Annotated in this window: 25 protein-coding genes; 12 read left to right on the forward strand and 13 right to left on the reverse strand. The window is 49.8% G+C overall.

The annotated features are described in order from the left end of the window. Positions 1 to 148 precede the first annotated feature (148 nt). Positions 149 to 418, reverse strand: coding sequence for a hypothetical protein (locus tag Q0628_RS00195; RefSeq protein WP_298767367.1), 270 nt, complete (start codon positions 416 to 418; stop codon positions 149 to 151). A gap of 171 nt (positions 419 to 589) precedes the next feature. Between Q0628_RS00195 and Q0628_RS00200 the strand changes: the two genes are divergently transcribed. From Q0628_RS00200 to Q0628_RS15670, 4 genes are all read left to right on the forward strand, one after another. Then, positions 590 to 1174 (forward strand): type IV toxin-antitoxin system AbiEi family antitoxin domain-containing protein, encoded by a 585-nt coding sequence (locus Q0628_RS00200; protein ID WP_298767369.1) that lies wholly within the window; start codon positions 590 to 592, stop codon positions 1172 to 1174. Beyond that, positions 1171 to 2019, forward strand: a complete 849-nt coding sequence (locus Q0628_RS00205) for a nucleotidyl transferase AbiEii/AbiGii toxin family protein (RefSeq protein WP_298767371.1) — start codon at positions 1171 to 1173, stop codon at positions 2017 to 2019. The genes Q0628_RS00200 and Q0628_RS00205 overlap by 4 nt, the downstream gene beginning before the upstream one ends. An 82-nt stretch (positions 2020 to 2101) precedes the next feature. Next, on the forward strand, positions 2102 to 2395 hold the full coding sequence (locus Q0628_RS00210) for a hypothetical protein (protein ID WP_298767373.1): 294 nt from the start codon (positions 2102 to 2104) through the stop codon (positions 2393 to 2395). A gap of 76 nt (positions 2396 to 2471) precedes the next feature. After that, on the forward strand, positions 2472 to 2894 hold the full coding sequence (locus tag Q0628_RS15670; RefSeq protein ID WP_366978998.1) for a type II secretion system protein: 423 nt from the start codon (positions 2472 to 2474) through the stop codon (positions 2892 to 2894). A gap of 90 nt (positions 2895 to 2984) precedes the next feature. Here the strand turns inward: Q0628_RS15670 and Q0628_RS00220 are convergent, their stop codons facing one another. The 5 genes from Q0628_RS00220 to Q0628_RS00240 all read right to left on the reverse strand — a co-directional run bounded on the left by Q0628_RS00220 (position 2985) and on the right by Q0628_RS00240 (position 5700). Next, positions 2985 to 3209: a hypothetical protein gene (locus tag Q0628_RS00220; protein WP_298767375.1), complete on the reverse strand. Its 225-nt coding sequence runs from the start codon at positions 3207 to 3209 to the stop codon at positions 2985 to 2987. Then, a complete protein-coding gene (locus Q0628_RS00225; protein ID WP_298767377.1) occupies positions 3200 to 3763 on the reverse strand; it encodes a DUF3990 domain-containing protein in 564 nt (187 codons plus the stop codon). The genes Q0628_RS00220 and Q0628_RS00225 overlap by 10 nt, the downstream gene beginning before the upstream one ends. Next, positions 3756 to 3977 (reverse strand): DUF3791 domain-containing protein, encoded by a 222-nt coding sequence (locus tag Q0628_RS00230; protein ID WP_298767379.1) that lies wholly within the window; start codon positions 3975 to 3977, stop codon positions 3756 to 3758. Before Q0628_RS00230 ends, Q0628_RS00225 begins: the two co-directional genes overlap by 8 nt. A gap of 134 nt (positions 3978 to 4111) precedes the next feature. Continuing rightward, the gene (locus Q0628_RS00235; RefSeq protein ID WP_298767381.1) at positions 4112 to 5398 is read right to left on the reverse strand and encodes a type II toxin-antitoxin system HipA family toxin; all 1287 of its coding nucleotides are present in this window, start codon (positions 5396 to 5398) and stop codon (positions 4112 to 4114) included. Beyond that, positions 5395 to 5700, reverse strand: coding sequence for a helix-turn-helix transcriptional regulator (locus Q0628_RS00240; protein WP_298767383.1), 306 nt, complete (start codon positions 5698 to 5700; stop codon positions 5395 to 5397). Before Q0628_RS00240 ends, Q0628_RS00235 begins: the two co-directional genes overlap by 4 nt. Before the next feature lie 137 nt (positions 5701 to 5837). On the opposite strand from Q0628_RS00240, the gene Q0628_RS00245 reads away from it, so the two are divergent. Continuing rightward, a complete protein-coding gene (locus Q0628_RS00245) occupies positions 5838 to 6146 on the forward strand; it encodes a hypothetical protein (protein ID WP_298767385.1) in 309 nt (102 codons plus the stop codon). A 115-nt stretch (positions 6147 to 6261) separates the two neighbouring features. On the opposite strand, the gene Q0628_RS00250 is transcribed toward Q0628_RS00245, so the two are convergent. Beyond that, positions 6262 to 6576 (reverse strand): hypothetical protein, encoded by a 315-nt coding sequence (locus Q0628_RS00250; protein WP_298767387.1) that lies wholly within the window; start codon positions 6574 to 6576, stop codon positions 6262 to 6264. A 98-nt stretch (positions 6577 to 6674) separates the two neighbouring features. Between Q0628_RS00250 and Q0628_RS00255 the strand changes: the two genes are divergently transcribed. From Q0628_RS00255 to Q0628_RS00265, 3 genes are read left to right on the forward strand one after another with little or no spacing between them, the layout of a single operon-like run. Then, positions 6675 to 6887, forward strand: a complete 213-nt coding sequence (locus Q0628_RS00255) for a DUF3791 domain-containing protein (RefSeq protein WP_298767389.1) — start codon at positions 6675 to 6677, stop codon at positions 6885 to 6887. Continuing rightward, a complete protein-coding gene (locus Q0628_RS00260) occupies positions 6884 to 7168 on the forward strand; it encodes a DUF3990 domain-containing protein (protein WP_298767391.1) in 285 nt (94 codons plus the stop codon). The genes Q0628_RS00255 and Q0628_RS00260 overlap by 4 nt, the downstream gene beginning before the upstream one ends. After that, the gene (locus Q0628_RS00265) at positions 7165 to 7398 is read left to right on the forward strand and encodes a hypothetical protein (protein WP_298767394.1); all 234 of its coding nucleotides are present in this window, start codon (positions 7165 to 7167) and stop codon (positions 7396 to 7398) included. The genes Q0628_RS00260 and Q0628_RS00265 overlap by 4 nt, the downstream gene beginning before the upstream one ends. A 238-nt stretch (positions 7399 to 7636) precedes the next feature. Here Q0628_RS00265 and Q0628_RS00270 read toward each other — a convergent pair whose 3' ends face one another. After that, entirely contained in the window at positions 7637 to 9019 is a 1383-nt protein-coding gene (locus tag Q0628_RS00270; protein ID WP_298767396.1) for an ATP-binding protein, read from the reverse strand. A gap of 172 nt (positions 9020 to 9191) precedes the next feature. On the opposite strand from Q0628_RS00270, the gene Q0628_RS00275 reads away from it, so the two are divergent. Then, positions 9192 to 9455 carry a hypothetical protein gene (locus Q0628_RS00275; protein WP_298767397.1) on the forward strand — a complete coding sequence of 88 codons (264 nt, stop codon included), beginning with the start codon at positions 9192 to 9194 and terminating at the stop codon, positions 9453 to 9455. Between the two features lie 69 nt (positions 9456 to 9524). On the opposite strand, the gene Q0628_RS00280 is transcribed toward Q0628_RS00275, so the two are convergent. After that, positions 9525 to 9854, reverse strand: coding sequence for a hypothetical protein (locus Q0628_RS00280; protein ID WP_298767399.1), 330 nt, complete (start codon positions 9852 to 9854; stop codon positions 9525 to 9527). Between the two features lie 51 nt (positions 9855 to 9905). Here Q0628_RS00280 and Q0628_RS00285 point away from each other — a divergent pair, with 51 nt between their 5' ends. Then, positions 9906 to 10739, forward strand: coding sequence for a site-specific integrase (locus Q0628_RS00285; protein WP_298767401.1), 834 nt, complete (start codon positions 9906 to 9908; stop codon positions 10737 to 10739). Here Q0628_RS00285 and Q0628_RS00290 read toward each other — a convergent pair. The 3 genes from Q0628_RS00290 to Q0628_RS00300 all read right to left on the reverse strand — a co-directional run bounded on the left by Q0628_RS00290 (position 10736) and on the right by Q0628_RS00300 (position 16867). Beyond that, positions 10736 to 12691 (reverse strand): hypothetical protein, encoded by a 1956-nt coding sequence (locus tag Q0628_RS00290; RefSeq protein ID WP_298767403.1) that lies wholly within the window; start codon positions 12689 to 12691, stop codon positions 10736 to 10738. The two genes, Q0628_RS00285 and Q0628_RS00290, sit on opposite strands and share 4 nt — an antisense overlap. A gap of 44 nt (positions 12692 to 12735) precedes the next feature. Then, the gene (locus Q0628_RS00295; RefSeq protein ID WP_298767405.1) at positions 12736 to 14505 is read right to left on the reverse strand and encodes an LTA synthase family protein; all 1770 of its coding nucleotides are present in this window, start codon (positions 14503 to 14505) and stop codon (positions 12736 to 12738) included. A 109-nt stretch (positions 14506 to 14614) separates the two neighbouring features. Continuing rightward, the gene (locus Q0628_RS00300) at positions 14615 to 16867 is read right to left on the reverse strand and encodes a glycoside hydrolase family 3 N-terminal domain-containing protein (protein WP_298767407.1); all 2253 of its coding nucleotides are present in this window, start codon (positions 16865 to 16867) and stop codon (positions 14615 to 14617) included. Between the two features lie 237 nt (positions 16868 to 17104). Between Q0628_RS00300 and Q0628_RS00305 the strand changes: the two genes are divergently transcribed. Further along, on the forward strand, positions 17105 to 18439 hold the full coding sequence (locus Q0628_RS00305; protein WP_298767409.1) for a Tex-like N-terminal domain-containing protein: 1335 nt from the start codon (positions 17105 to 17107) through the stop codon (positions 18437 to 18439). A gap of 2 nt (positions 18440 to 18441) precedes the next feature. Next, positions 18442 to 19491, forward strand: coding sequence for a helix-hairpin-helix domain-containing protein (locus tag Q0628_RS00310; RefSeq protein ID WP_298767411.1), 1050 nt, complete (start codon positions 18442 to 18444; stop codon positions 19489 to 19491). Between the two features lie 107 nt (positions 19492 to 19598). Here the strand turns inward: Q0628_RS00310 and Q0628_RS00315 are convergent, their stop codons facing one another. Continuing rightward, a complete protein-coding gene (locus Q0628_RS00315; RefSeq protein ID WP_072801269.1) occupies positions 19599 to 19796 on the reverse strand; it encodes a ferredoxin in 198 nt (65 codons plus the stop codon). Positions 19797 to 19911: the final 115 nt, after the last annotated feature.

The raw sequence follows: 19911 nt of genomic DNA on the forward strand, positions 1-19911 counted from the left end.
GCATGTCGCCGCAACTAACTGCACTTCGCTGACTCCCAATTTTACCATGATCGGTGCTGGTCCGTAAAAAAACAAATTGAATTGGTATATAAAGAAAAAAGACCCGCCATCTGGCGAGTCTTTTTGCATAATTGTACAGCTTAGGCGATTACGATCCTCTGCCGATGTTGGTGAAGTTCGGCGTAAGCTTCCCGCATGCATTGCTGAGTGCAGCGTCGCCAGTCTGGCCATCAACAGTAGCGGCGTAGGACACGGTTTTGGAACCTGCTGTTCCAACAACAGACCAAACCTTATTCGCGCCACAATCATCCAAAGCAGACTGAGTTGTCGCGGTCCAAGTACCAGGCGTTGTGTTTGCGTCATATGCGAACACATTGGTCGGAGGAGCTTGGTAGCTAATCTGGGTGCCAGTGCCCATCGAACCCTGTGCCTGTATCGCCCTTTTCGGCGAAATAGGTGTCCTGCAGATGCACGTAGTATGCGGGCAAAAAAGTACTCCTTGAAAAAAAAGATTGACATTAAATGAACATTTATGTACATTTAGTTCAATGAAATATGCATTATTGTTCAGACGGCAGGGAGGCCAGCTATGAAAGATTGCGAAACAATCGTCAAATTGGCCCGAAAAAATAATGGGATGATTACGGCGACGGACGTTTCAAGGGCTGGGCTTCAGCGACGCGCCTTGACGGAGTGCGTCTTGGCGGGCGCGCTGAGCAAGGGGGCGCGCGGAGTCTATTTTCTAGCCGACCAGCTCGAAGACGAGTTTGCCATTTGGCAGCATACTTATCCTCAGGGAATATTCTCCGGAAATACGGCTCTGTACCTTTTGAAAAAAACAGACCGCATTCCTTACGCCATGAGCATGACATTCCCCAAAGGTTACAATGCGAGCGCCGCAAAAAGGAATGGATTGAAATGCAAGATTGTTGTCGCCGACCGTTATAATTTGGGGGTACAGGAAGTACTTTCTCCCTACGGCAACAAGGTGCGCTGCTACAACATCGAGCGGACTCTGTGTGATATTGTTAGCGGGAACGACATCCAAACGACGAACCACGCTTTCAAGGAATACGCACAAAGTAAGGATAATGACATCCCGCTGCTAATGAGTTACGCCAAAATTCTTCATGTGGAAAAACCTGTACGTAACTATATGGAGGTTCTACTATGAAATTTTCAAATGCGGCCAAGTTGAAGGCTGCCGTAAAGAAGATTGCTGTTGATTCCGGGGTGACCGCTCAGGGTGTTTTGCAAAAATATGTTTTGGAAAGGTTTCTTTGTCGCCTGGCCGGGTCTAAATACCGCAACAACTTTATCCTGAAAGGCGGGTTTTTGACATCTTCGCTTGTCGGGGTTGCCAACAGGACGACTATGGATATTGACGCAACGGCGACCGGGTTCAGCGTAACCCCGATGACGCTAGAAGACATTTTGTCGACAGTATGCTCGATTGATTTGCAGGATGGATTTTCTTTTTCTTTCGAAAGAATAGAAAGCATCCGCGAAAATGATTCCTATCCCGGACTACGGGCTTATTTGCAAGCCTCGTTTACCCCAATGACAGTTTCTTTTTATGTCGATGTTACGACTGGGGATGCGATTACGCCAAAACCTGTCCTTCAATTGTTTTGGTCAATGTTCGATGATGGGGATTATGAACTGCTGTCGTATAACCTGGAAACCTTGTTGGCGGAAAAGTTGGACACCGTGCTCTCTAGGGGTGTCTTGAACACTCGTACAAGGGATTTCTATGATATAGACCTGTTGTGGAATAGATACAAAAAGACTATCAAGATGGATATTCTTGCAGAAGCTTTATATAACACGATGTCAAGTCGCGGCAATCTGAAATCATTGAATGACTATGAAGGGATCCTGAATTCCGTCATATCTGACGATAGCATGAATAACCGTTGGAATAAATATCAACAGGAATATGTCTTTGCTGCAGGAAAAACTTTTTCTGAGGTATGCAATAGCGCGCTTGAAATTCTGGGAACGGTTGTCAGGAAATAAGGTTCCTGCCGACTATGGCCTATCATTAAAAAGTCTATTTGACCGCCAATTTTAGATAAAAACGGCATCAACCTACGTGCATTTGCAGGATTCTTACTTCGCAGAGATGAACGCTGTGGGCGACAAGAGCGCGATTGGCTATAAAGAGCCTGCAAGCACAGTATTCTCTTACGATGTCACTGTTGAAGGAACCAAGGCGACGTTCTCAGCAACAAATACTGAAACTGCCTTGAACGATTGTCAGAAGGACGCCGGTACTTGGTCTGTAGAATCTGAAGCAGGCTCTAGCGGCTTGAAGCATGAAGCGAACGTTACTGGCGACGGCTGCGGAGTGCTTACGCCCTCCTTCACATCTATCGGAGCCGGCACGAATTAATCGATCGTCGCTCAAGACAAAAGGAGCCCGCCAATGTCCTTGTGACAAGGCGGGCTTTTTTTAGGGACTCTGTAAAATGAAACGCGGATTTACTCTTATCGAACTGATGGTTGTTATCGTAATTATGGGCATTCTGGCAGCTGTTGCCGTGCCAAAACTCTTTGCGATGATTGCCAAGTCCAAGGCAGCCGAGGTTGGTCCCGCTGCCGGGGCTTATGTACACCGGCAGGATGTGTATATTGTCGAAAAATTGGAAATAGGTGATTTCGATGCTATCGGTTTCGACATCCCGCCAAGTGCAGTCTTTACCTACTCCGAGACCTACACTGCCAAGACGAAGGAAATCTGGACGGCAACCCCAAAGGTAGGGCTCTCCGAATGTTCATCCGATACCTGGACAATTACATCCGAAATGAAATCGAGTCGCGGCAAGCATGTCGCCGCAACTAACTGCACTTCGCTGACGCCAAATTTCACGGCGATTGGTTCCGGATCATGATTGCGTTTATTTTAAACAATTTAATATACGCAAAGGCTCGTTTTCGAAATTGCAAATGAGTCTTTTGTATTAAATTAAAGAAACGGTGAATCAGTGCTCGCGGGCGAGTTCCTTGCGATACTGTTCTTCTATAAATGCCGGACCATCCCACCAGAGTTTACTGCTTTCATTATAAAGCATTTGTCCCGTACGCGAGCGCAAAAAGCGTGGCAAAATATCGGACGCATCACGACCATCCTTTTTAGCAATGCTTTCGACAACCATTGTCGTAAGCAAGTCGATAGCGGCATTTACGCGTTCGGTCATTACATCCATATCCGCTCACTCCCCACAAACGACAACTTATTCAAGGCCGCGACAGACTTGAAGCAATATTGATCTTTCAATCTTTCTGGAAGCAACAAACGGATACAGATATCGTCTGCAGAGGTCGAGCCCACCTCACCAAAAGCACTCGCCATATATGTCACGATTGTACTGTTGGTCGCATCGTTTGCAATCTTGCCTCCGATAACATCGTATTTGGAACAATCTTCCAGCACATCGCCAAAAACGCCCTTCTTTCGATGGGCGACTACGCAATGAAGCCAGGTTGAATCGGCGGTTTCATAAATCTTGATATTGAGATTGGCATTGCCGTTATACCGAAACATTGAAACAACACCATATCTTTGACTTGCGACAACACCATTTTCTACAGCTTTCTGCGTAGAAATTTTCGCAAAGGACTCGGCCTGTTTTTTGTCGGTTGTCAGATAAAAGCCTTGGCCAAAATCCTTGTAACGGGCGCACTTCCGTAAATCAGGAGATTGAACCTCGCAAAAGCTGCCATGATACAGAATGTCGCCATCTTTCAAAACATCAACCACAAGCAACCTCCTTCGCGTCGAGATACTGCTTTATATCGTCAAGTACAGCCAGATCACCCTCTACATGGAATAAATCCCACATTTTCGCGATATAATGATACACTCCCTTTTCTTCAAAAAGGGACGCTGCCTGCAAAAGCGACATTTTCCACTGTTCCGCCGCAAGGCGCGTAAGCCTTGTTTGCATGTAGATGATTTGCGATTTTTCGTCCATCGTTAATAAAATATATAAAAACGAACTTACCTGGCAGTTTTTTTGTGCTATACCCCTGCTAGTAGAGTCTTTTTCGTCAAATATTATTTGTTGAAAAAGGCCGCATACATGTGCATTCGCAGGACTCTTAGTCCTCATTTAAGCAGTTCCCGCGAAATCTCCTCGCGGTGATTTTCGCGAACGCCGCAGTCCTTCGCAATCTCGTTCCAGCAGGCGACCGCATTTTCGACCTGGTCTATGATGGCCGCGTACTTGCGGATTCCGACGCGTTCCGCCACCGCTTTTAGGTCCTCGTGGGTGATATTCTCTTGTTTCATATTCACCGACATCTGGTGGCGACTTATCCAGCGACTCCTCGGATTATTAGCGTAGCACAGGTCATATGCGGGAGCCAATTTCCAGGTTCCGGCTTCATCCATCAAAAAGGAAATGTTCTTGGTGTGGTCATCGTTATTTTTTGTCAACACATTGAACACCATACAACGGAATACGTCTTCGTCTGCCTTGGCGTCGAGTCCGAGTTTGCGCATTACAGCAAAGGCGTCCTCATAAGAATGACGAACGTCACGATCCAGGTGTGCCAAGGCTGCAAACGTTTGCATATGCAGTTTGGAACCGTCTTCTGTGCGGTCAAAACGTTTAGTCATAAAGTGGCAGCCACTGCTATCTTCAAGAATGCGGCTCTCGCTCATACGGATTCCGGCTCGTAGCGCCATCTTGTAGTACGCATATTCCACATTGCCTATCCCGCGGGGGATTTCGGTAACGCTGTCGTGCTCGCGGTAACTTATGCCGTCGAACTTGAGCAGCCAATATCCGAACCCTTTTGGCGCGGGCACCTGGCCGCTGCGCACCTCGCCCGTGGATTCGTTATAGGCAATAATCGCCTTTGGTTTTGCGCCGCCGGCAGAAGTGCCGACTCGTAAGATATCGTACAAGGTCTTATCCTGTTGGACAAGCTTTTCCCGGAATTTTTCGCGGTCCCGAAAAACACTCTCGGCCAGTTTTACGAGGTCATCCACAAGAATTTCCGTAGATTCGTCAAGCCCCGGCGTAGACAAGCTGGGCTCAAACTCCAGTGCGCCCATAGAGCGCTTACCGACATAGCACAAGCGTTCCAGCGGAGTCACCGTCTCTAGCGGGCGACCCATGGTCTGGAACCATTCCGAAATAATCTGGTCACCGAATTTGTCCGGCAGCGAATCCGCAATGAGTCCCGGGAGTCCGCGAAAACAGTTGTTCCGGTTCTCGGCAAAAGAGAAAACGCCCTTCTCCACGGGCATCTTTATGGGTGATACCGGCAACGGATTGCGGACAAAGGCGGGCTCGTATTCGAAATAGGCGACACCCCGCGACGCATCCCACGACAACGCTCCGACAGGCTTGCCCCACAATCGCACGTTCACGACAAGTTCGCTCATTTGGCCTTGCTCCGTTTTATGCGTTGGATCTTGCCGCCCTGTAACTTGCGCAACAGGAGCGGGCTTACGGGGGGGGTAGGCAAAAGTTGCTCTACATTTTCAAGCATGCCTAGGGAACGCAGAACGCTTAAAAGAATTTGTACGGATACGGCGCCTCCGCGCTCCATCTTGGCGATTGTACCTACGCCAACACCGGCAGACTCAGCCAGCTCGGACTGCATGAGCCCCTTACGCAGGCGGTATTCCTTGAGCCTTGAGCCCATTTCCTTCAAGATGGAGGGGGTTGTCATTTCGTTCCACATGAATATCAATATACATAATAATTGTTACAAAAACAATGATTATAACTAAAAATCACTATAAAACATCTTTTTGTGATAATTATATTGAATTAGAGAAATTGCGAAATTTGTAATGTCAGGATGCATACTACGTGCATATGCAGGACACATATGTTTCTGAAAAGAATGAAACGGGAAACTTTTCTCAAATTTCTTATGACGCACCTCCCACAAATATCTTCGCATACTCTGACAACAATGGCGCTGTAGGGACATTCCAAGCAGTCACTCAAGCCGCTTTGGATGGTTGCTCTGGAACTTGGGGAGTATCTTCGACATTTGTGGCTACGACGGGAAAATTGACTCATACACCTTCGCTGCCTGATTGCGGCAAAAAATTGACTCCGAACTTCGAAAACATCGGGAAGGGCACTGGTGCTGCCGCTACTACCCCTAGTGGCGATTAATACACATCGCTTTCGCACCAAACATCTAAAGGTTCGCCTAATGGCGAACCTTTTTCTCATATAAAAAGGCTCGCTGACTTTGTTCAGCGAACCCCTTTTGAAAATTTAGGTTAGATTACGAGCCCTGTGTCCCCTTGCCAATATCATCGAAGGAAGGCGTAAGGGCTTTACAGGCATCTTCAGTGGGCGATGCCGCTACGTGTTTTGCACCACCACCTTCGCCACCGGCCGAAGAAGTAACTGTCCATGACTTGCTATCACCGCAGTCCCCAAGCGTTCCTTTATCGTTTGTCCCGGTAAAGACCGCATCTTCATCACCACCGCCTGTGACGGTATAGGTAAAGACATTGCTTGCGGGTTCCTTAAAGCCAATTTCAGTACCATTACCAGTTTTTTCCTTCTCCGCGAAATAGGCATCCTGCAGATGCACGTAGGTTGATGCATGAAACGTTCGTTTTTGGGGCTGATTAAGAACGTATAATTTCTTATTCTATTGACTTCTAATGTCTTTTTTGTATATTTCTTTACATGGAAAAGCAAGTTTCATGGACTGTTGCTGCGATTAACGAGTTTGCGAAGGCAAAGGCGCTTTCGGTAAAGCAGGCGTTCAACTATCTAAGCCTGTTCAGGGGGATAGATTTCCTGCAAGCTCATTACGGTGCAGAACACATGCTTTCTTTTGAAGATACCGTGGAAGATCTAACAGCAATTTGCCAAAGAAATGGGGGCGAAATCCGGTGATTCTATACCACGGTTCCAACTGCGACATCGCAAAGATTGACCTTGCCATGTGCAAGCCGTTCAAGGATTTCGGACAAGCGTTTTACTTGACGACGATATTGACCCAGGCCCGCGAAATGGCAAGGAAAGTTGCAGACCGATTCGGTGGGGAGCCTGTTGTTAACGCGTTCGAGCTTGAAGATGACAACTTGTTTGGTATGAAATCCAGGAAACTGAATAATCAGTACGCTTTCCTAACGGATCGGGCTGTTTCGCTTCTCAAGAAAAGGCCTTCCGTATGACCAATAAACAGGAATTTCTCATAGAGGGCATTGTCAGCGACATTGCGAATTGGCTGATTGAAGAACATTCAATGACTTTGCAGAAGGCTCTTGATACAATTTACAACTCGCAGTTCTTTGAAAAATTGCAAAATCCCTCCACGGGGCTCTGTACGGAAAGTCCCGCCTATAATTATGAACTACTCGTTTCCGAAATAGAAAACGGGAAGTTTATCCAGACGGAAATCTGAGCCAATAAATCGTCAAGTTGACAGCGTAAGAAACGGCTCTTTGATAGGGCTTTTACAATTGTTTGGTCTGTTGTGGGCACCGCAGGTTCCAAGACCGTTTCTTATGCAGCCAAAGTTGATGGAGAGACTGGAGCCGACACCCTCGCTAACCCTTTTGCATAACACACATGTATTACGAGTGTGCGCCAGCACCGATTTGCGTAAAGTTTGATGTGAAATATTCACTACCGAGATTCGTTTATCCACACATATCCTCAAATGTTATCAGCTTGACATTGGGCCTTTCTGACGCCATCTGAATAAATTTCTTGGTAAATCCGCTCTTACTGAAGAATATGAAGTGTTTTTCCCCTTCACCAAGGAGCGTAGCCTTTTCAAACAGGCCCTCCACGACGTCGATATCGACCAATTTGTTGGTCCATTTGCATTCGCAGAAAAGCTGCTTTTCTCCGGCAAACCCAAAGATATCTATTTCTTCTTCGCGTTTTTCTTTTGGGTTGTTCCCCCACCATCGACCTATATTTTCAGGCAAGAACGGTAACGCCGCGAGTCCCTTTTCGGTATAAAGATACTGCAGACATATTTCTTCAAAAACATGCCCCATATACGCACTGATTTTGTGCTTTACGAATTCCTTATAGACTAAGTTGCCAATTCCGCGGTTTATGTTGGTCTGGTAATTCCAGACAAATGTAAACCAGAATCTGTACATGGTGTCGTTTATAATGTAAATGGTCTTTCTGCTGCTTTTTTCTGTGGCGGGAATCTCGCGTCGAACAATGCCCAGTTCCATAAGCGAAGATAGCGCGTTGCTTGTTGCACCAGTTTCGAGCCCAGCCCTAGTCGCAATTTCGTTCAAACGGCTCGCTCCCTGGGCAATCGACGTTATTACCGCATTGTAGGTGGCGGGGACACGCATTTCCTGTTTCAGCAAGTTCATGGGTTCCTCAAACAGTCGACCACCCGACTTAAAGAATAGATCGATTAAGTTTGCGTCTAGGTCCCTTTCAGGATTTATGTGCGTGTAGTATTCCGGGACGCCCCACAACGCCCCGTATAGGACGGCCTGTTGTTCCAGGCTAAAATCCGGGCAAAAATCCCTGCTTTCAAAAAAGTCAAAGGGGAGTATTCTCAACTGCGATGTTTTGCGGCCGTAAAGGGGGCTTTTGTAGCCCAGTACCTGGCTCTCCATAAAGCTCATCGAGGATCCGCATAGAACAAGCATAAGTTTTGAGTTTTTCCATGCGTGATCGATGTGCTTCTGCAACAGGGACGGGATGGACGGGTCTGTCTTTGCCAGATAGGGGTATTCGTCTATGACGAATACGATCCTTTCCTTTTGCGCCAAGGCGTCGATGTGCGAGAAGACTTTTTCGAAGTTTTCAAATGTTGAATCTGGAACGCCGGAATGTTCCAGGACTGCTTGAGATAATTGCGACAAGTTTTCGGCTTCGGACGCCTCTATCCCCGTAAAAAAAATGGCCTTTTTCCCTTCGCAGAATTCGCTCAGGAGCATGGTTTTCCCGACTCGCCGCCGTCCGTAGACAACGGCGAATTCGAACTTTCCCGATTCGTACAGGAAATTCAGCGTTTCGATTTCTCTTTTTCTTCCGTAGAACATAGTTTACTCATTTTAGATTTACTAAATCATAAATTAGTAATTAAAACCTACAAAGTCAACACTTTTACAATTTTTTATGGTTTATTGAAAAAAATGGCAGATTCAACATTCAATATTAAATTTACCCCAAAAATCCTCCACAACCCATGTGCATCTGCAGGATGCGTATTTCGTGGACCAGAACGCAAAGGGAAGCTGGACTCAGATTGGTTATGATGCTCCTGCAAGCAACGTCTTCACTTATTCCACGAGTGCGACTGGTTGGGAAGCCAATCCTGGTGCAAATAAGCTGACTGGTTGCACAACCAATACGGACAAGTGGACGATTTCCGCTTCAGTCGTTTCAGCTAAGGGACATTATGAAGCTGCCGTCCCCGCTACAACGACTTGCTCGGACCTTACTCCCAACTTTACTCAGATTGGTGCAGGCTCGTAATTAGATCTGCTGGAAATTGCAAAAAGCACTCCCGAACGGGAGTGCTTTTTCAATATTTGCTCAATTATGCTACTTTGTCGCTGCACCGATATTCGTGAAGGACGGAGTCAAAGATGCGCAATCAGCTTTTTCTTCCGGTGTAGTTGCGGAGTGAGAAACACCGGATTTTCCGGAGCCAGAAGCCTTAGAAGATGCGACCTTCCATTCGCTGTTTTCTGGGCACTTATCCAAGCTGGTCTTAGCTTTTGCAGTCCACGTTTTTGATGCAACGTTATAAGTAAATACATTGCTTGCGGGTGCATTGTAACCAATGGCTGTGGCGTCGTCACCGACTTCGTTCATTTCGGCGAAATAGGCATCCTGCAGATGCACGTAGGTTCCTGCTAAATATCCAGACAAACAAAAAAACTAATTTGGCGGCGCTTTTTTAAATGACAAAAGGAGCCTAACATGTCTTTCTTTGATACCGCTTTGCAATATCTAGAAAAAGAAAAATACAATCTTGCTTCGCGTTCCGTACGAACCTACTACTGGAACTTGAAGAAAATTTCTGATTTCGATCCGAATCTGGAATGTGCGGACCTGACCGAGTCCACAATACAGGAGTATAAGAATTTCCTTATACGGCGAGGAAATAAACAGGTTACGATAAACAAAGCCCTTACCGTATTTCGAATATTTGTCAATAAAATGCAGGCAGACGGTCTAGTCAAGGATAATCCCTTTGATAAATTCAAAATCGGTCGCGTTTACACCCGAAGGGGTTTCTTGACAAAACGCGAACTCAAGGAACTATACCTGAACTTTGAAGATCGATATCGCTTTCTGACTAAAACGGAACAAGATACCATGCGGGTCTTTTTGTTCAGCTGCTTTACCGGCCTGCGCTACAGCGATTTGAAAACGTTAAACGGCAATGAGATCTTTGACTGGAAAATTCGTAAGCAGATGCATAAGACTGGCGACCCTGTGTATATTCCTATTCCGATACAAGCGAGGCTTCTTTTGCCCAAGAAAATGGTGAATGGCCCCGTATTCAGGGTCGTCGAAAACTCCTATTTCAATAGGTCGTTGCGAAATGCCGCTCATAAACTCGGGTACTACAAATACATCCATTGCCACCTGGCGCGACACACCTTTGCCACAACCTGCATAACGCTCGGAATTCCGCTCCCTGCTACAAGCAAACTGCTAGGCCACAGGAATCTGGAAACAACACTGATTTACGCAAAGTATGTTGATGCGTTCCTGGATAAAGAAATGAGAAAATTCAACAAGCTCTAGTTGTTTAGGGTTCTGCAAGAATGTAGGTAGATTCTCTCGTCTTTGTACCACAAGGTGAGGGAATCTCCTTTGGCGAAGGGCAAGTCGGGCATGTCCGTAATCAGATGGGTTATTTCGCCTTTTTGACAAAGATGCCGTGTACGCACTATCAGTGAATCCCTTTCAAAGAGAAACTCCGATGCCTTGTGCTTGCGGAGCTGCCACACGATTTTATTCCATTCGTCGTCGGTGGGTTGCGCTCCCAGAAATACTTTCTTCTCGCGGGCTTGGGATTCGTCCTTGTGTCCTTTGAAGAATATGCATCCTACTTCGTATTGTTCGTCGTAGTATGCTCCGGAGAGAAAGTGTATTCGGGGGAGTTTCCCGGCAAAATCTTTTACGGAATACAGAATTCGTCCGCGTTTTTCGATGCTGGGGAATGGAGGCTCCTTCACGAACTGGTTCATCGCTTTTTCTCTTGCTTTTTGCTCTGCACCGCGGTGGTCGTAGTTCAGGAATGCGCAGATGGCTAGTGCTGTGGAGAGTAGTCCGCATGGCAATATTTTCCCTAGCGATGTTTTGCTGTTGGCCGCCAAACCAACCGCACCTAGGGCGGCCACTGACAAGATATAGGCAATTGAAAAATTCTGCCTGGGGAACAGCGTGTTGCCCCAAAGAATCTCTGCGGCACAAAGCAGCGTGACAACAACTACCGGTATCCGCAATTTAGGGCAAACGAAATATACGGCGAGAGACAGAGCTGCCGTAGCGGCAAATAGTTCTTGGATAAATGTTTGGTAGCTTTGGTAAAGTTCCGGCAGGTGCTGCATGTGCAGGAAAATAATCCAGTAGGCGGAAAATGCCGTTGTGGTAATCCATAGGCAGACGAGGCCTATTTTGATTTTCCCGTAGAACGCCTTTTTTGAGGTTGCAAGCAAAATCGCCGCAACAACTGCACCAACAATAACGAAAGGCGAATCAATCCAGTATACAAGCGTAATTGCAAGGAACACCTTGTCCCAAATGTCGAGGGGTTTACCCTTACGGATTTTTGTCACATAGAGGCGTAACCCGACAATGAACTGGATAAAAATGATGGAGACTTGGCAGAGCCATAGTATGCGGAAGGTCTGGACCTGGAAAAGGAAGATGTGGTGCGTGAATACCGATGCGACAAACCAGTAAATGGCAATCGCTGCGACGAAGGTTTCTGCTAGGGCGAAATTTTTCAGGTTTTTGTTTTGTAGGAACTTGATTGATGCGAGAATTAGGAACAGCAGATTCAGTGCGAGATTCTGCACCAGCGGGATAATTCCCTCCATGTCCCAACCGACATAGACCCAGCTTGGCGGGTATGCGGCCCAGGGCGCTTTACCGATGAGGATTGTCGCTGGAAGCAATAATGATACCGCTGCAATGGGTAATCTTGTTTTTGGGAAATAGTAGAACATCCACAGCGGGAGTCCCCATCCAGCTGTAAGCGGGTGAATGAACGTGCCTGCCAAGAATATTACTGGCGAAATCCACTTATTCCTATCAAATAGGTGCGCAAGTCCCCAAAAACCAAAACAGACTGCTAGCGTGCGGGCGACGGGGTAGGCTTCGATGGTCTTGATTGTGTCCCACATGTCATTGCGGAATTCACCATAGGCATATACGGAAAAAAAGAACAATGTGATGGGCAGGGCTAGCCATGTGCAATGGAATTTCTTTGTCCATTTGTACGCGAGCCAGGCAAATGATGCTGCCAATCCGCTATGCGTCAATAGTGTCAACAGCAATGCCGCGGTGTCTATCGGGAAGAACTTGATGAATAGCGAATAAATTATTGAGAAAACGCTGAAAGCATCCTGGTTGCCGAACATAAATGCGGGGTCATCGATGAATCGCCCCGGGAAAATCCGGTTGATAGCCTGCAATGTGTAAAGAATGCTGTCTTGCTCGAAACCGTCAAAATGGTTGACGCATAGCATGAATAACACTGTTAGGGGCAAAAGCAATTTGTATGCAATAGGTCTCATTTTCCCATCAAGAAATAGTCATACTGGATGCTGCGCTCGCGCAATAGACTGTCCAGGGTCTTTTGTCCGTAATGCTCAAGTAATGTAGGCTCGTTGGAATACAGCGACCGACCCAGCCCCATGGAACGGCCTTCTACGACGAATCCCATGGATTCAAGCAGCGTGGGGAACATGTCGAGTGAGGAATATTGGCGTGATTTTCCAGGGAGCGGTAGCGCGGAATTCAATATGAAGTTTGTCCAGTAGAGTTGCTCGTGCTTCGGTACATTAGCCTTTGCAGAAAGCATGTCCAATGTATGATCGCCCATAACTGCGATAGTGGTTTTTTCGAACCAGGACTGCTTACTTGCCCAGTCAAGGAATTCTGCTAGCTGAAAAGATGCACAGCGTAGGGATTGAGGATACTTTTCCTGTGATGCAGAAAACTGCTCTTGGCACAATTCGTCGGTGTAGCCAAAAGGCTGGTGTGTATCGACAGTAAGCATGTAGAGTGCGAACGGTTTGCCGCGTTCGGCGAGGCTGTCCAGCTCTTCCTTGACGAACCCGTATAACTTGCGGTCCTCGAAGCCCCAGAAAACCTTGTAATCCTGCGGAATCTTTCCGGCTTCCTTGAAATATTCGATGTCGTGGATGGCGACATTTCCGTGAACTTTCCAGAAGTCGCGCTTTTGCGTGAAGTCTCCACTTGACCCCTGCACGTAGACCTGCTCGTAGCCTTCGTTTGCGAGGATGTTCATTAGGCAGCTTGCGTGTGGCAGGTAGGTGGGCAGCTTGCCGTGATACTCTTCAATGCCCATCGGCATGTTCAGCGGGATGCCGCAGAGCTTGCCCGTGATTCCTGCGATGGTCCAACTGGTGCCCGACACATTCAAACCTCCGGGGGCAAAGCCGAATTCTCGGAAAAGACTGTCTATTTCGGGCGTGTAGCGAGCGAAGTTCGTTTCCATCGATTCGAGGAAGATGACGATAAGGTTCTTGGGTTGTTGCGGTGCAGTCACCTTGACGGAATCGGGATTTGCATAGTATTCGCGGTAGAGTTCCGAATCAACGGGCTGCTGGAATAGGGCGTGGAACGGTGCGCTTGTGACGATGCCGGGGAGAACAAGCGAAATTACGAAGCAGTAGGCAACCATGGTGACTAACGCGAATTTACAGAGAGGCCAGAGAATTTGCAAGAACCCCTTGCCTGCGAGCGTTAACCGCAATTTCCAGAAGCGGAAGTTTGCCTTGACATTCCGCTTTGAAAGGAGTCCAGAAACTGCGACAAGCAGGGCTGCGGTGCACACGAACAGGTGAAGGGCGGGCTGCATGACATTTGCCATGAACGACGAAATGACGAATTCCTCGGAACCTTCGTTGGCACCGGCAAAAACTGTGAAGAGGACGGCCTCGACATTTGAGAGCGGGAATGTGTCGATGCCCCAGGGGATTACCTGCGAATAGAGAATGAGTAAGAACAATGCGACGCACGAAAGGACTATGCGGACGACAGACGGTTTGCGCTCGGGAACCCGCAACTCGGCTTCTTTGTTGAATGAGACGAAAAATGCGAAGAATACCGCGGCATAGATAGCCCCCGCATAGGGAACCAGTAACGGGAATATGCCGACGAGAAGTCCGCTATCGAAGTTGTAGAACAGTATAAAATGCAACACCGGAACAACGGGTAATGCCACCAAGTGGAATCGCCTGTGGCGGGTCAAAAAGACCGCCAGAATGGCCGCAAATGCTGATGCAACAAAGAAATTGATTGTGTAGGAATCCATTTTCGTCCTTGCACATGAAGTCGTGCCTATAGGGAATATAGAAAAAGGAACGAAAATGATTACTATAGTCTTCTATTTGTGCAAAATCAAGTATGAAAGTGAAAGCTCTCTAGTATGTCAGCCCGAACCCATACGGGAACAGTCCGGTCTTGCCGTCGCCCTCGTTGATGGGAATTTGGCTTTCTTCCTTGGGCCAGGTGTGGGGGAGCTTGCCGGTGGGCTTAACCTTGCCGAACAGTACGTCGGCAACGCCTGCGCCTTCGCTGCCGGGAAGCCATGCGACCACGAAGGCGTCGGCGGCTTCGATAAGCGATGTGACGGGGAGCGGGCGGCCGGTGATGAACACGACGGCGACCTTGTGCCCAGCAGATTTCCAGGTGTTGATTTGCGATATGTAGGTGTCGGCGTTAAAGAGTGTTCCGCTGCGGACGTCGCCGTACCATTCTGCATAGGGGTATTCGCCGATAACGTAGACGATTGTGCCGGCGGCGTCGGCGGTGGTGACGCGGGAACCGCTTGCGACTTCGTCGAAGCCTGCCTGGATGGAGGTTGCCCCGTAAATGTTGTCGGAACCGCCCTGCCAGCCCTGTGTCCAGCCGCCGCATTGCAGGCCGGTGTTGTTCGCGTGGCTGCCGGTCACGAAAACCTTGTCTGTCGTTGCGAGCGGGAGCACGCTTTCGTTCTTGAGCACGACAAGGCTCTTTTGCACGGCCTCGCGGGCGATTTCGCGGTGGGCTGCACTTCCGATGTTGCCGGAAACACCCACATAGGCGCTCGGGCCGCTCGGGTTGTCGATTCGTCCGGCGCGGATTTTGGCGCGCAGGATTCTGCGGACGGCGTCCTTGACGCGGTCCTCGCTAATTTGTCCGGAAGAAACGAGCGACTTCATGTTGCTCACGAAATTTGCGGCGGAAGACGGCACCATTGCCATGTCGATGCCCGCGTTGATTGCGTTTTTGATGGCATCCTTCGAGGATGTTCCGGTGACGGTTCCGGAGTAGTCGCCTGCGGCGCCCGGCGTGGTGGAGTTCTCGATGCCTTCCCAGTCGGCAATCACGTAGCCGTCAAAGCCGAGCTCGGTCTTGAGAATTCCCGTGAGTCGTGCGGAGTCCACATGCTGGTGAACGCCGTTGATCTGGTTGAAGCTTGCCATGACGCTGAGCACACCTTGTTCGACGGCGGCCTCGTAGGGCGGCAGGTACTTCTCGTACAGTTCCTTGTCGGTCATGGTGGCGTTGCCGCGGTCGTATCCCTTGTCGGTGGCACCGTCGCCAATGAAGTGCTTGGCGGTGCTGATGACGCGCCAAGGGGCGTCAAAGTGGTCGCCCTGCTGTCCGCGGATAAAGGCGGCTCCGAGGCTTGCGGCGAGTTCGGCGGTCTCGCCGAATCCTTCGTAAACGCGTCCCCAGTGCTCGTCCTGCGGCACGGTCACGGCGGGGGCGAAGTTCAGGTCAATATGGGCAGCCCACATTTCTTCTGCGACGGCCTGGCCTATTCTGCGGACCAGGGCGGAGTCGCGGGTTGCTCCGAGGCCTATGTTGTGCGGGAATATGGTCGCGTTCTTCACGTCGCCCATGCCGTGCACGTTGTCTTTGCCGTAAATGACGGGAATAGTCTTGTTCCATGCACTGGTATAGAATGTCGACGTGTAGCCGCCGCCGCCTTCGAGTGCGGAACCGCAGGTATAGCCTCCGCAGCTCGTGGTCGGTGCCGCGGCCTGTGTCATTTGCGCGATCATCTCGTTGATGGACATGCCCGACATGAGCTGGTCGATTTTATCTTCGATGGGGTCGCGCTTCAGGGTAATCTGGCCGTAGTCCTTCGGACCGTCCACGCTGAGCGTTTCGGGCAGAAAACCAGCCATGCGGATGGTGATGCTTTCGGCCGCATCCTTTTTCAGGGCGCTCTGTCCCTTGCCGTTGGCGCTGACTTTCGAGATCGGGGTGCGTTTCCCGTCGATGTTCACGGCGACGATGTACATGCCTTTCGGCATCTTTGCGGTAAGCCGGGTGGCGTTCTGGATGGGGTAGGAACCCGTGTTGGAGTCGAGGGTCTTGCTCTTGACGACCTTTCCGTTCATGTCGAGGATTTCGATGGCGACCTTGCCCCTGCCGTTGAGCATGATGCGGTCTTTCTGGAGCGGAAGTGCGCCCTTGATGCTCGAATTGGATACGTCGAAGGTGAATACGCCCTTTTCGTCGGTGAGGGTGCGTGCGCTGGCGAGCAGGCTCGGGAGCGTCCTGATCGTGACGACGGCGTTGTGAAGGGGGGCGCCCGATTCGTCGATGACGGTGCCCGTGATGTCGGCCTGGGCGATGGTGCAGGCGGCGATTGCGAAAATTCCGATTTTAGAGAGTTTCATGTTTTTACCTTGTTTTACAAGGTAAATCTATATTCAGTACGGAGTTAGGGGGTGCACTATCTGCTATTTGTTGTGCACGTCAGAAAACAGGCGTTTTTCCCTATGCCGTCAGTTTCTTACTTTTTGCTATATTCCCCTTACTCCGGGAACTGACTTCCGGGTACCTAGCACTGCGGTGCCGGGTTGAACTTAGGGCATATAGGACCCTCAACCGAATATAAAAACGGAACTACATTTATGGATTTTTCTGCAATTATCGCCGAAGAGCTCAATCTTGAAGTATGGCGCGTGGCCAAGGCTCTCGAACTGATGGACCAGGGCGGTACCATCCCCTTTATCGCCCGCTATCGTAAGGACCAGACGGGTACCTTGAACGAAATCGAACTGCGCGACATCAGCCACCGTCGCGACTACCTGCAGGAACTCGCCGACCGCAAGGAGACGGTGCTCAAGAGTATCGAGGAACAGGGCAAGCTGACTCCTGAACTCAAGGCCCAAATCGAAGCCTGTAAGGACAAGACCCTCCTCGAGGACATTTACGCCCCCTTCAAGCCCAAGAAGCGTACCCGTGCGACCATTGCGAAGGAACTTGGACTGGAACCGCTTGCCCGCCTGATGTGGGCGCAGGAAGAAACCGGCAATACCGCCGAACAGATTGCGCTGATCTACCTTTCCGAAGAAAAGGGCCTCGCGGACCCGAAGGCCGCCCTCAAGGGTGCCGCCGACATTCTGGCCGAAGAAGTGGCCGACAATACCGAATTCCGTCAGTACCTGCGCAACAAGGTGGAAAAGACGGGCGTCATGGTCTCGAAGGTCAAGAAGGATTTCGAAAAGCAGGAAACCAAGTTCAAGGATTACTACGACTTTAGCGAACCTGTCGGAAAGATTCCGAGTCACCGCATGCTTGCGCTGCGTCGTGGCGAAAAGGAAAAGGTGCTCCGTCTTTCGATCGAAGTTCCGAACGAAGAAATGGTCGGCTACCTCAAGCAGCAGATTATCAAGGGTAACACCACCTGGACTCCCTACTTGGAAGCCATGTGTCAGGATGCCTGGGAACGCTTGCTTCAGCCGAGCATGGAAAGCGAAGTGCGCCTGCTCCTCAAGGATGCCGCCGAAGAAGAAGCCTTCAAGGTGTTCAGCAAGAACCTGCAAGACGTTTTGCTCGCTGCTCCGGCCGGCCACAAGGCCGTGCTCGCCCTCGACCCGGGTTTCCGTACCGGTTGTAAGGTGGCTGTTCTTGATGAAAATGGCAAGTTCCTGGATCACGGCATTATCAAGCCGCATGAACCGTGGAACGACAAGGCCGGCGCCGCCGTGTACCTGATGGGCCTCATTGACAAGTACAAGATTGATTTGATCGCTATCGGTAACGGTACCGCAAGCCGCGAAACGGACGCCTTCTGCGCCGAAATGTCCGCCAAGTTCAAGGGCAAGGTTCCGCCGCGCGTCATCGTTTCGGAAGCGGGGGCTTCTGTGTACAGCGCAAGCATGATTGCTATCCAGGAATTCCCGAAGGAAGATGTGACCACTCGTGGCGCCATTTCCATCGGCCGCCGCCTGCAGGACTCGTGAAGGTGGACCCGCAGTCCATTGGCGTGGGCCAGTACCAGCATGACGTGAACCAGCGCGAACTCAAGAAGCGCCTGGACGAAGTGGTGGAAAGCTGCGTGAACATGGTCGGTGTCGACGTGAACAGCGCCTCGGCTCCGCTGCTTTCCCATGTGGCAGGCCTCAGCAATACTTTGTCCGAAGCCATCGTGAAGTACCGCGAAGAAAACGGTGCTTACGCTAGCCGCGAAGCCCTTAAGAATGTGAAGGGCTTCGGCCCGAAGGCCTTTGAACAGGCTGCAGGTTTCATGCGCATTCCGGGTGCTGAAAACCCGCTGGACGATTCTGCGGTTCACCCCGAAAACTACGCCCTCGTTGAAAAGATGGCCGAAAAGGCTGGCGTGTCCGTGAAGGACATGGTGGGTAACGCCGAAGCCGTGAAGGCGATCAACCTCGAAGAATTCCTCTCCGACGAAGTGGGTAAGGCTACTTTGGACGATATCATGAAGGAACTTCAGAAGCCGAGCCGCGACCCGCGTAAGGAATTCCGTTACGCCAAATTCGACGACAAAATCCGCACCATTCAGGACCTGATTACGGGCAGCTGGATGGAAGGTGTCGTGACGAACGTGGCAAACTTCGGTGCTTTCGTGGATATCGGTGTTCACCAGGATGGCCTCGTGCACGTTTCTGAAATCAGCGACAAGTTCGTGGAAGACGCGAAGACTGTTCTTACCGTGGGCGACATCGTGAAGGTGCGCGTCGTGGCAGTCGATGTGGGCCAGAAGCGCATTAGCCTTTCGATGAAGCAGGAAACTGCCGACGGCGTCGCCGGTGCCGGTGCAAGTGGCCCGCGTGGCCAGCGCGCTGGTGGTAACCGCGGCGGATTCGGTGGCCACGGCCGCGACGGTGGTCGCGGTGGACGCCCGCAAGGTGCGATCCAGGGCCACGCAACCCTCGCTGACCTCAAGGCAAAAATCGCCGGCAAGGAACGCCCGGGTGCTCCGAAAAAGCCCGCTCCGAACATGCCCGGCAAGATGAGTGCTCTGCTCAAGAATATGAAGAAGGGTCGCTAAACTTTATTCTGATTCGAAAAAAATGCCCCGTCAATTGACGGGGCATTTCTGTAAGTAAAGGCTAAATCTTACGAGCGCCTTCGTTCTTTCGACACTCGCCTTGTGCGTTACTCGTACTTGATCACGCCGGCCGGGCAGCTGTCAGCAGCGTCCTTGATTTCGCTTTCATAAGCGGAATAGTCGACGCCTTCCTTGACCTTCATCTTTTCAGGAACTTCGAACACTGCGTCGCAAGTAGCTTCGCAAGCGCCGCAGGAGACGCATTCGTCACTGGATTCGTCCAGCCAAACTTTCGTGATTGCCATAATATACCTCTTGTGTCTTTGGTTTGTGATTAGTCTAAAGATATAAAAAAATGGTGCTGTAAAGGGGAAATTTTTGCATTGGGGTGTATTTTTTCTAAATTTGCGGGCGGAAATT

It is taken from the genome of uncultured Fibrobacter sp., from assembly GCF_937877005.1.
Classification (GTDB): Bacteria; Fibrobacterota; Fibrobacteria; order Fibrobacterales; family Fibrobacteraceae; genus Fibrobacter.

Excerpts from the sequence above, each read along its gene's own strand:
- Q0628_RS00205 (WP_298767371.1), top strand. The coding sequence starts at position 1,171 with ATGAAATTTTCAAATGCGGCCAAGTTGAAGGCTGCCGTAAAGAAGATT.
- Q0628_RS00245 (WP_298767385.1), top strand. The coding sequence starts at position 5,838 with ATGCAGGACACATATGTTTCTGAAAAGAATGAAACGGGAAACTTTTCT.
- Q0628_RS00285 (WP_298767401.1), top strand. The coding sequence starts at position 9,906 with ATGTCTTTCTTTGATACCGCTTTGCAATATCTAGAAAAAGAAAAATAC.
- Q0628_RS15670 (WP_366978998.1), top strand. The coding sequence starts at position 2,472 with ATGAAACGCGGATTTACTCTTATCGAACTGATGGTTGTTATCGTAATT.
- Q0628_RS00270 (WP_298767396.1), bottom strand. The coding sequence starts at position 9,019 with ATGTTCTACGGAAGAAAAAGAGAAATCGAAACGCTGAATTTCCTGTAC.
- Q0628_RS00200 (WP_298767369.1), top strand. The coding sequence starts at position 590 with ATGAAAGATTGCGAAACAATCGTCAAATTGGCCCGAAAAAATAATGGG.
- Q0628_RS00220 (WP_298767375.1), bottom strand. The coding sequence starts at position 3,209 with ATGGATGTAATGACCGAACGCGTAAATGCCGCTATCGACTTGCTTACG.
- Q0628_RS00235 (WP_298767381.1), bottom strand. The coding sequence starts at position 5,398 with ATGAGCGAACTTGTCGTGAACGTGCGATTGTGGGGCAAGCCTGTCGGA.
- Q0628_RS00305 (WP_298767409.1), top strand. The coding sequence starts at position 17,105 with ATGGATTTTTCTGCAATTATCGCCGAAGAGCTCAATCTTGAAGTATGG.
- Q0628_RS00230 (WP_298767379.1), bottom strand. The coding sequence starts at position 3,977 with ATGGACGAAAAATCGCAAATCATCTACATGCAAACAAGGCTTACGCGC.
- Q0628_RS00300 (WP_298767407.1), bottom strand. The coding sequence starts at position 16,867 with ATGAAACTCTCTAAAATCGGAATTTTCGCAATCGCCGCCTGCACCATC.
- Q0628_RS00315 (WP_072801269.1), bottom strand. The coding sequence starts at position 19,796 with ATGGCAATCACGAAAGTTTGGCTGGACGAATCCAGTGACGAATGCGTC.
- Q0628_RS00290 (WP_298767403.1), bottom strand. The coding sequence starts at position 12,691 with ATGCTATGCGTCAACCATTTTGACGGTTTCGAGCAAGACAGCATTCTT.
- Q0628_RS00240 (WP_298767383.1), bottom strand. The coding sequence starts at position 5,700 with ATGTGGAACGAAATGACAACCCCCTCCATCTTGAAGGAAATGGGCTCA.
- Q0628_RS00265 (WP_298767394.1), top strand. The coding sequence starts at position 7,165 with ATGACCAATAAACAGGAATTTCTCATAGAGGGCATTGTCAGCGACATT.
- Q0628_RS00255 (WP_298767389.1), top strand. The coding sequence starts at position 6,675 with ATGGAAAAGCAAGTTTCATGGACTGTTGCTGCGATTAACGAGTTTGCG.
- Q0628_RS00195 (WP_298767367.1), bottom strand. The coding sequence starts at position 418 with ATGGGCACTGGCACCCAGATTAGCTACCAAGCTCCTCCGACCAATGTG.
- Q0628_RS00295 (WP_298767405.1), bottom strand. The coding sequence starts at position 14,505 with ATGGATTCCTACACAATCAATTTCTTTGTTGCATCAGCATTTGCGGCC.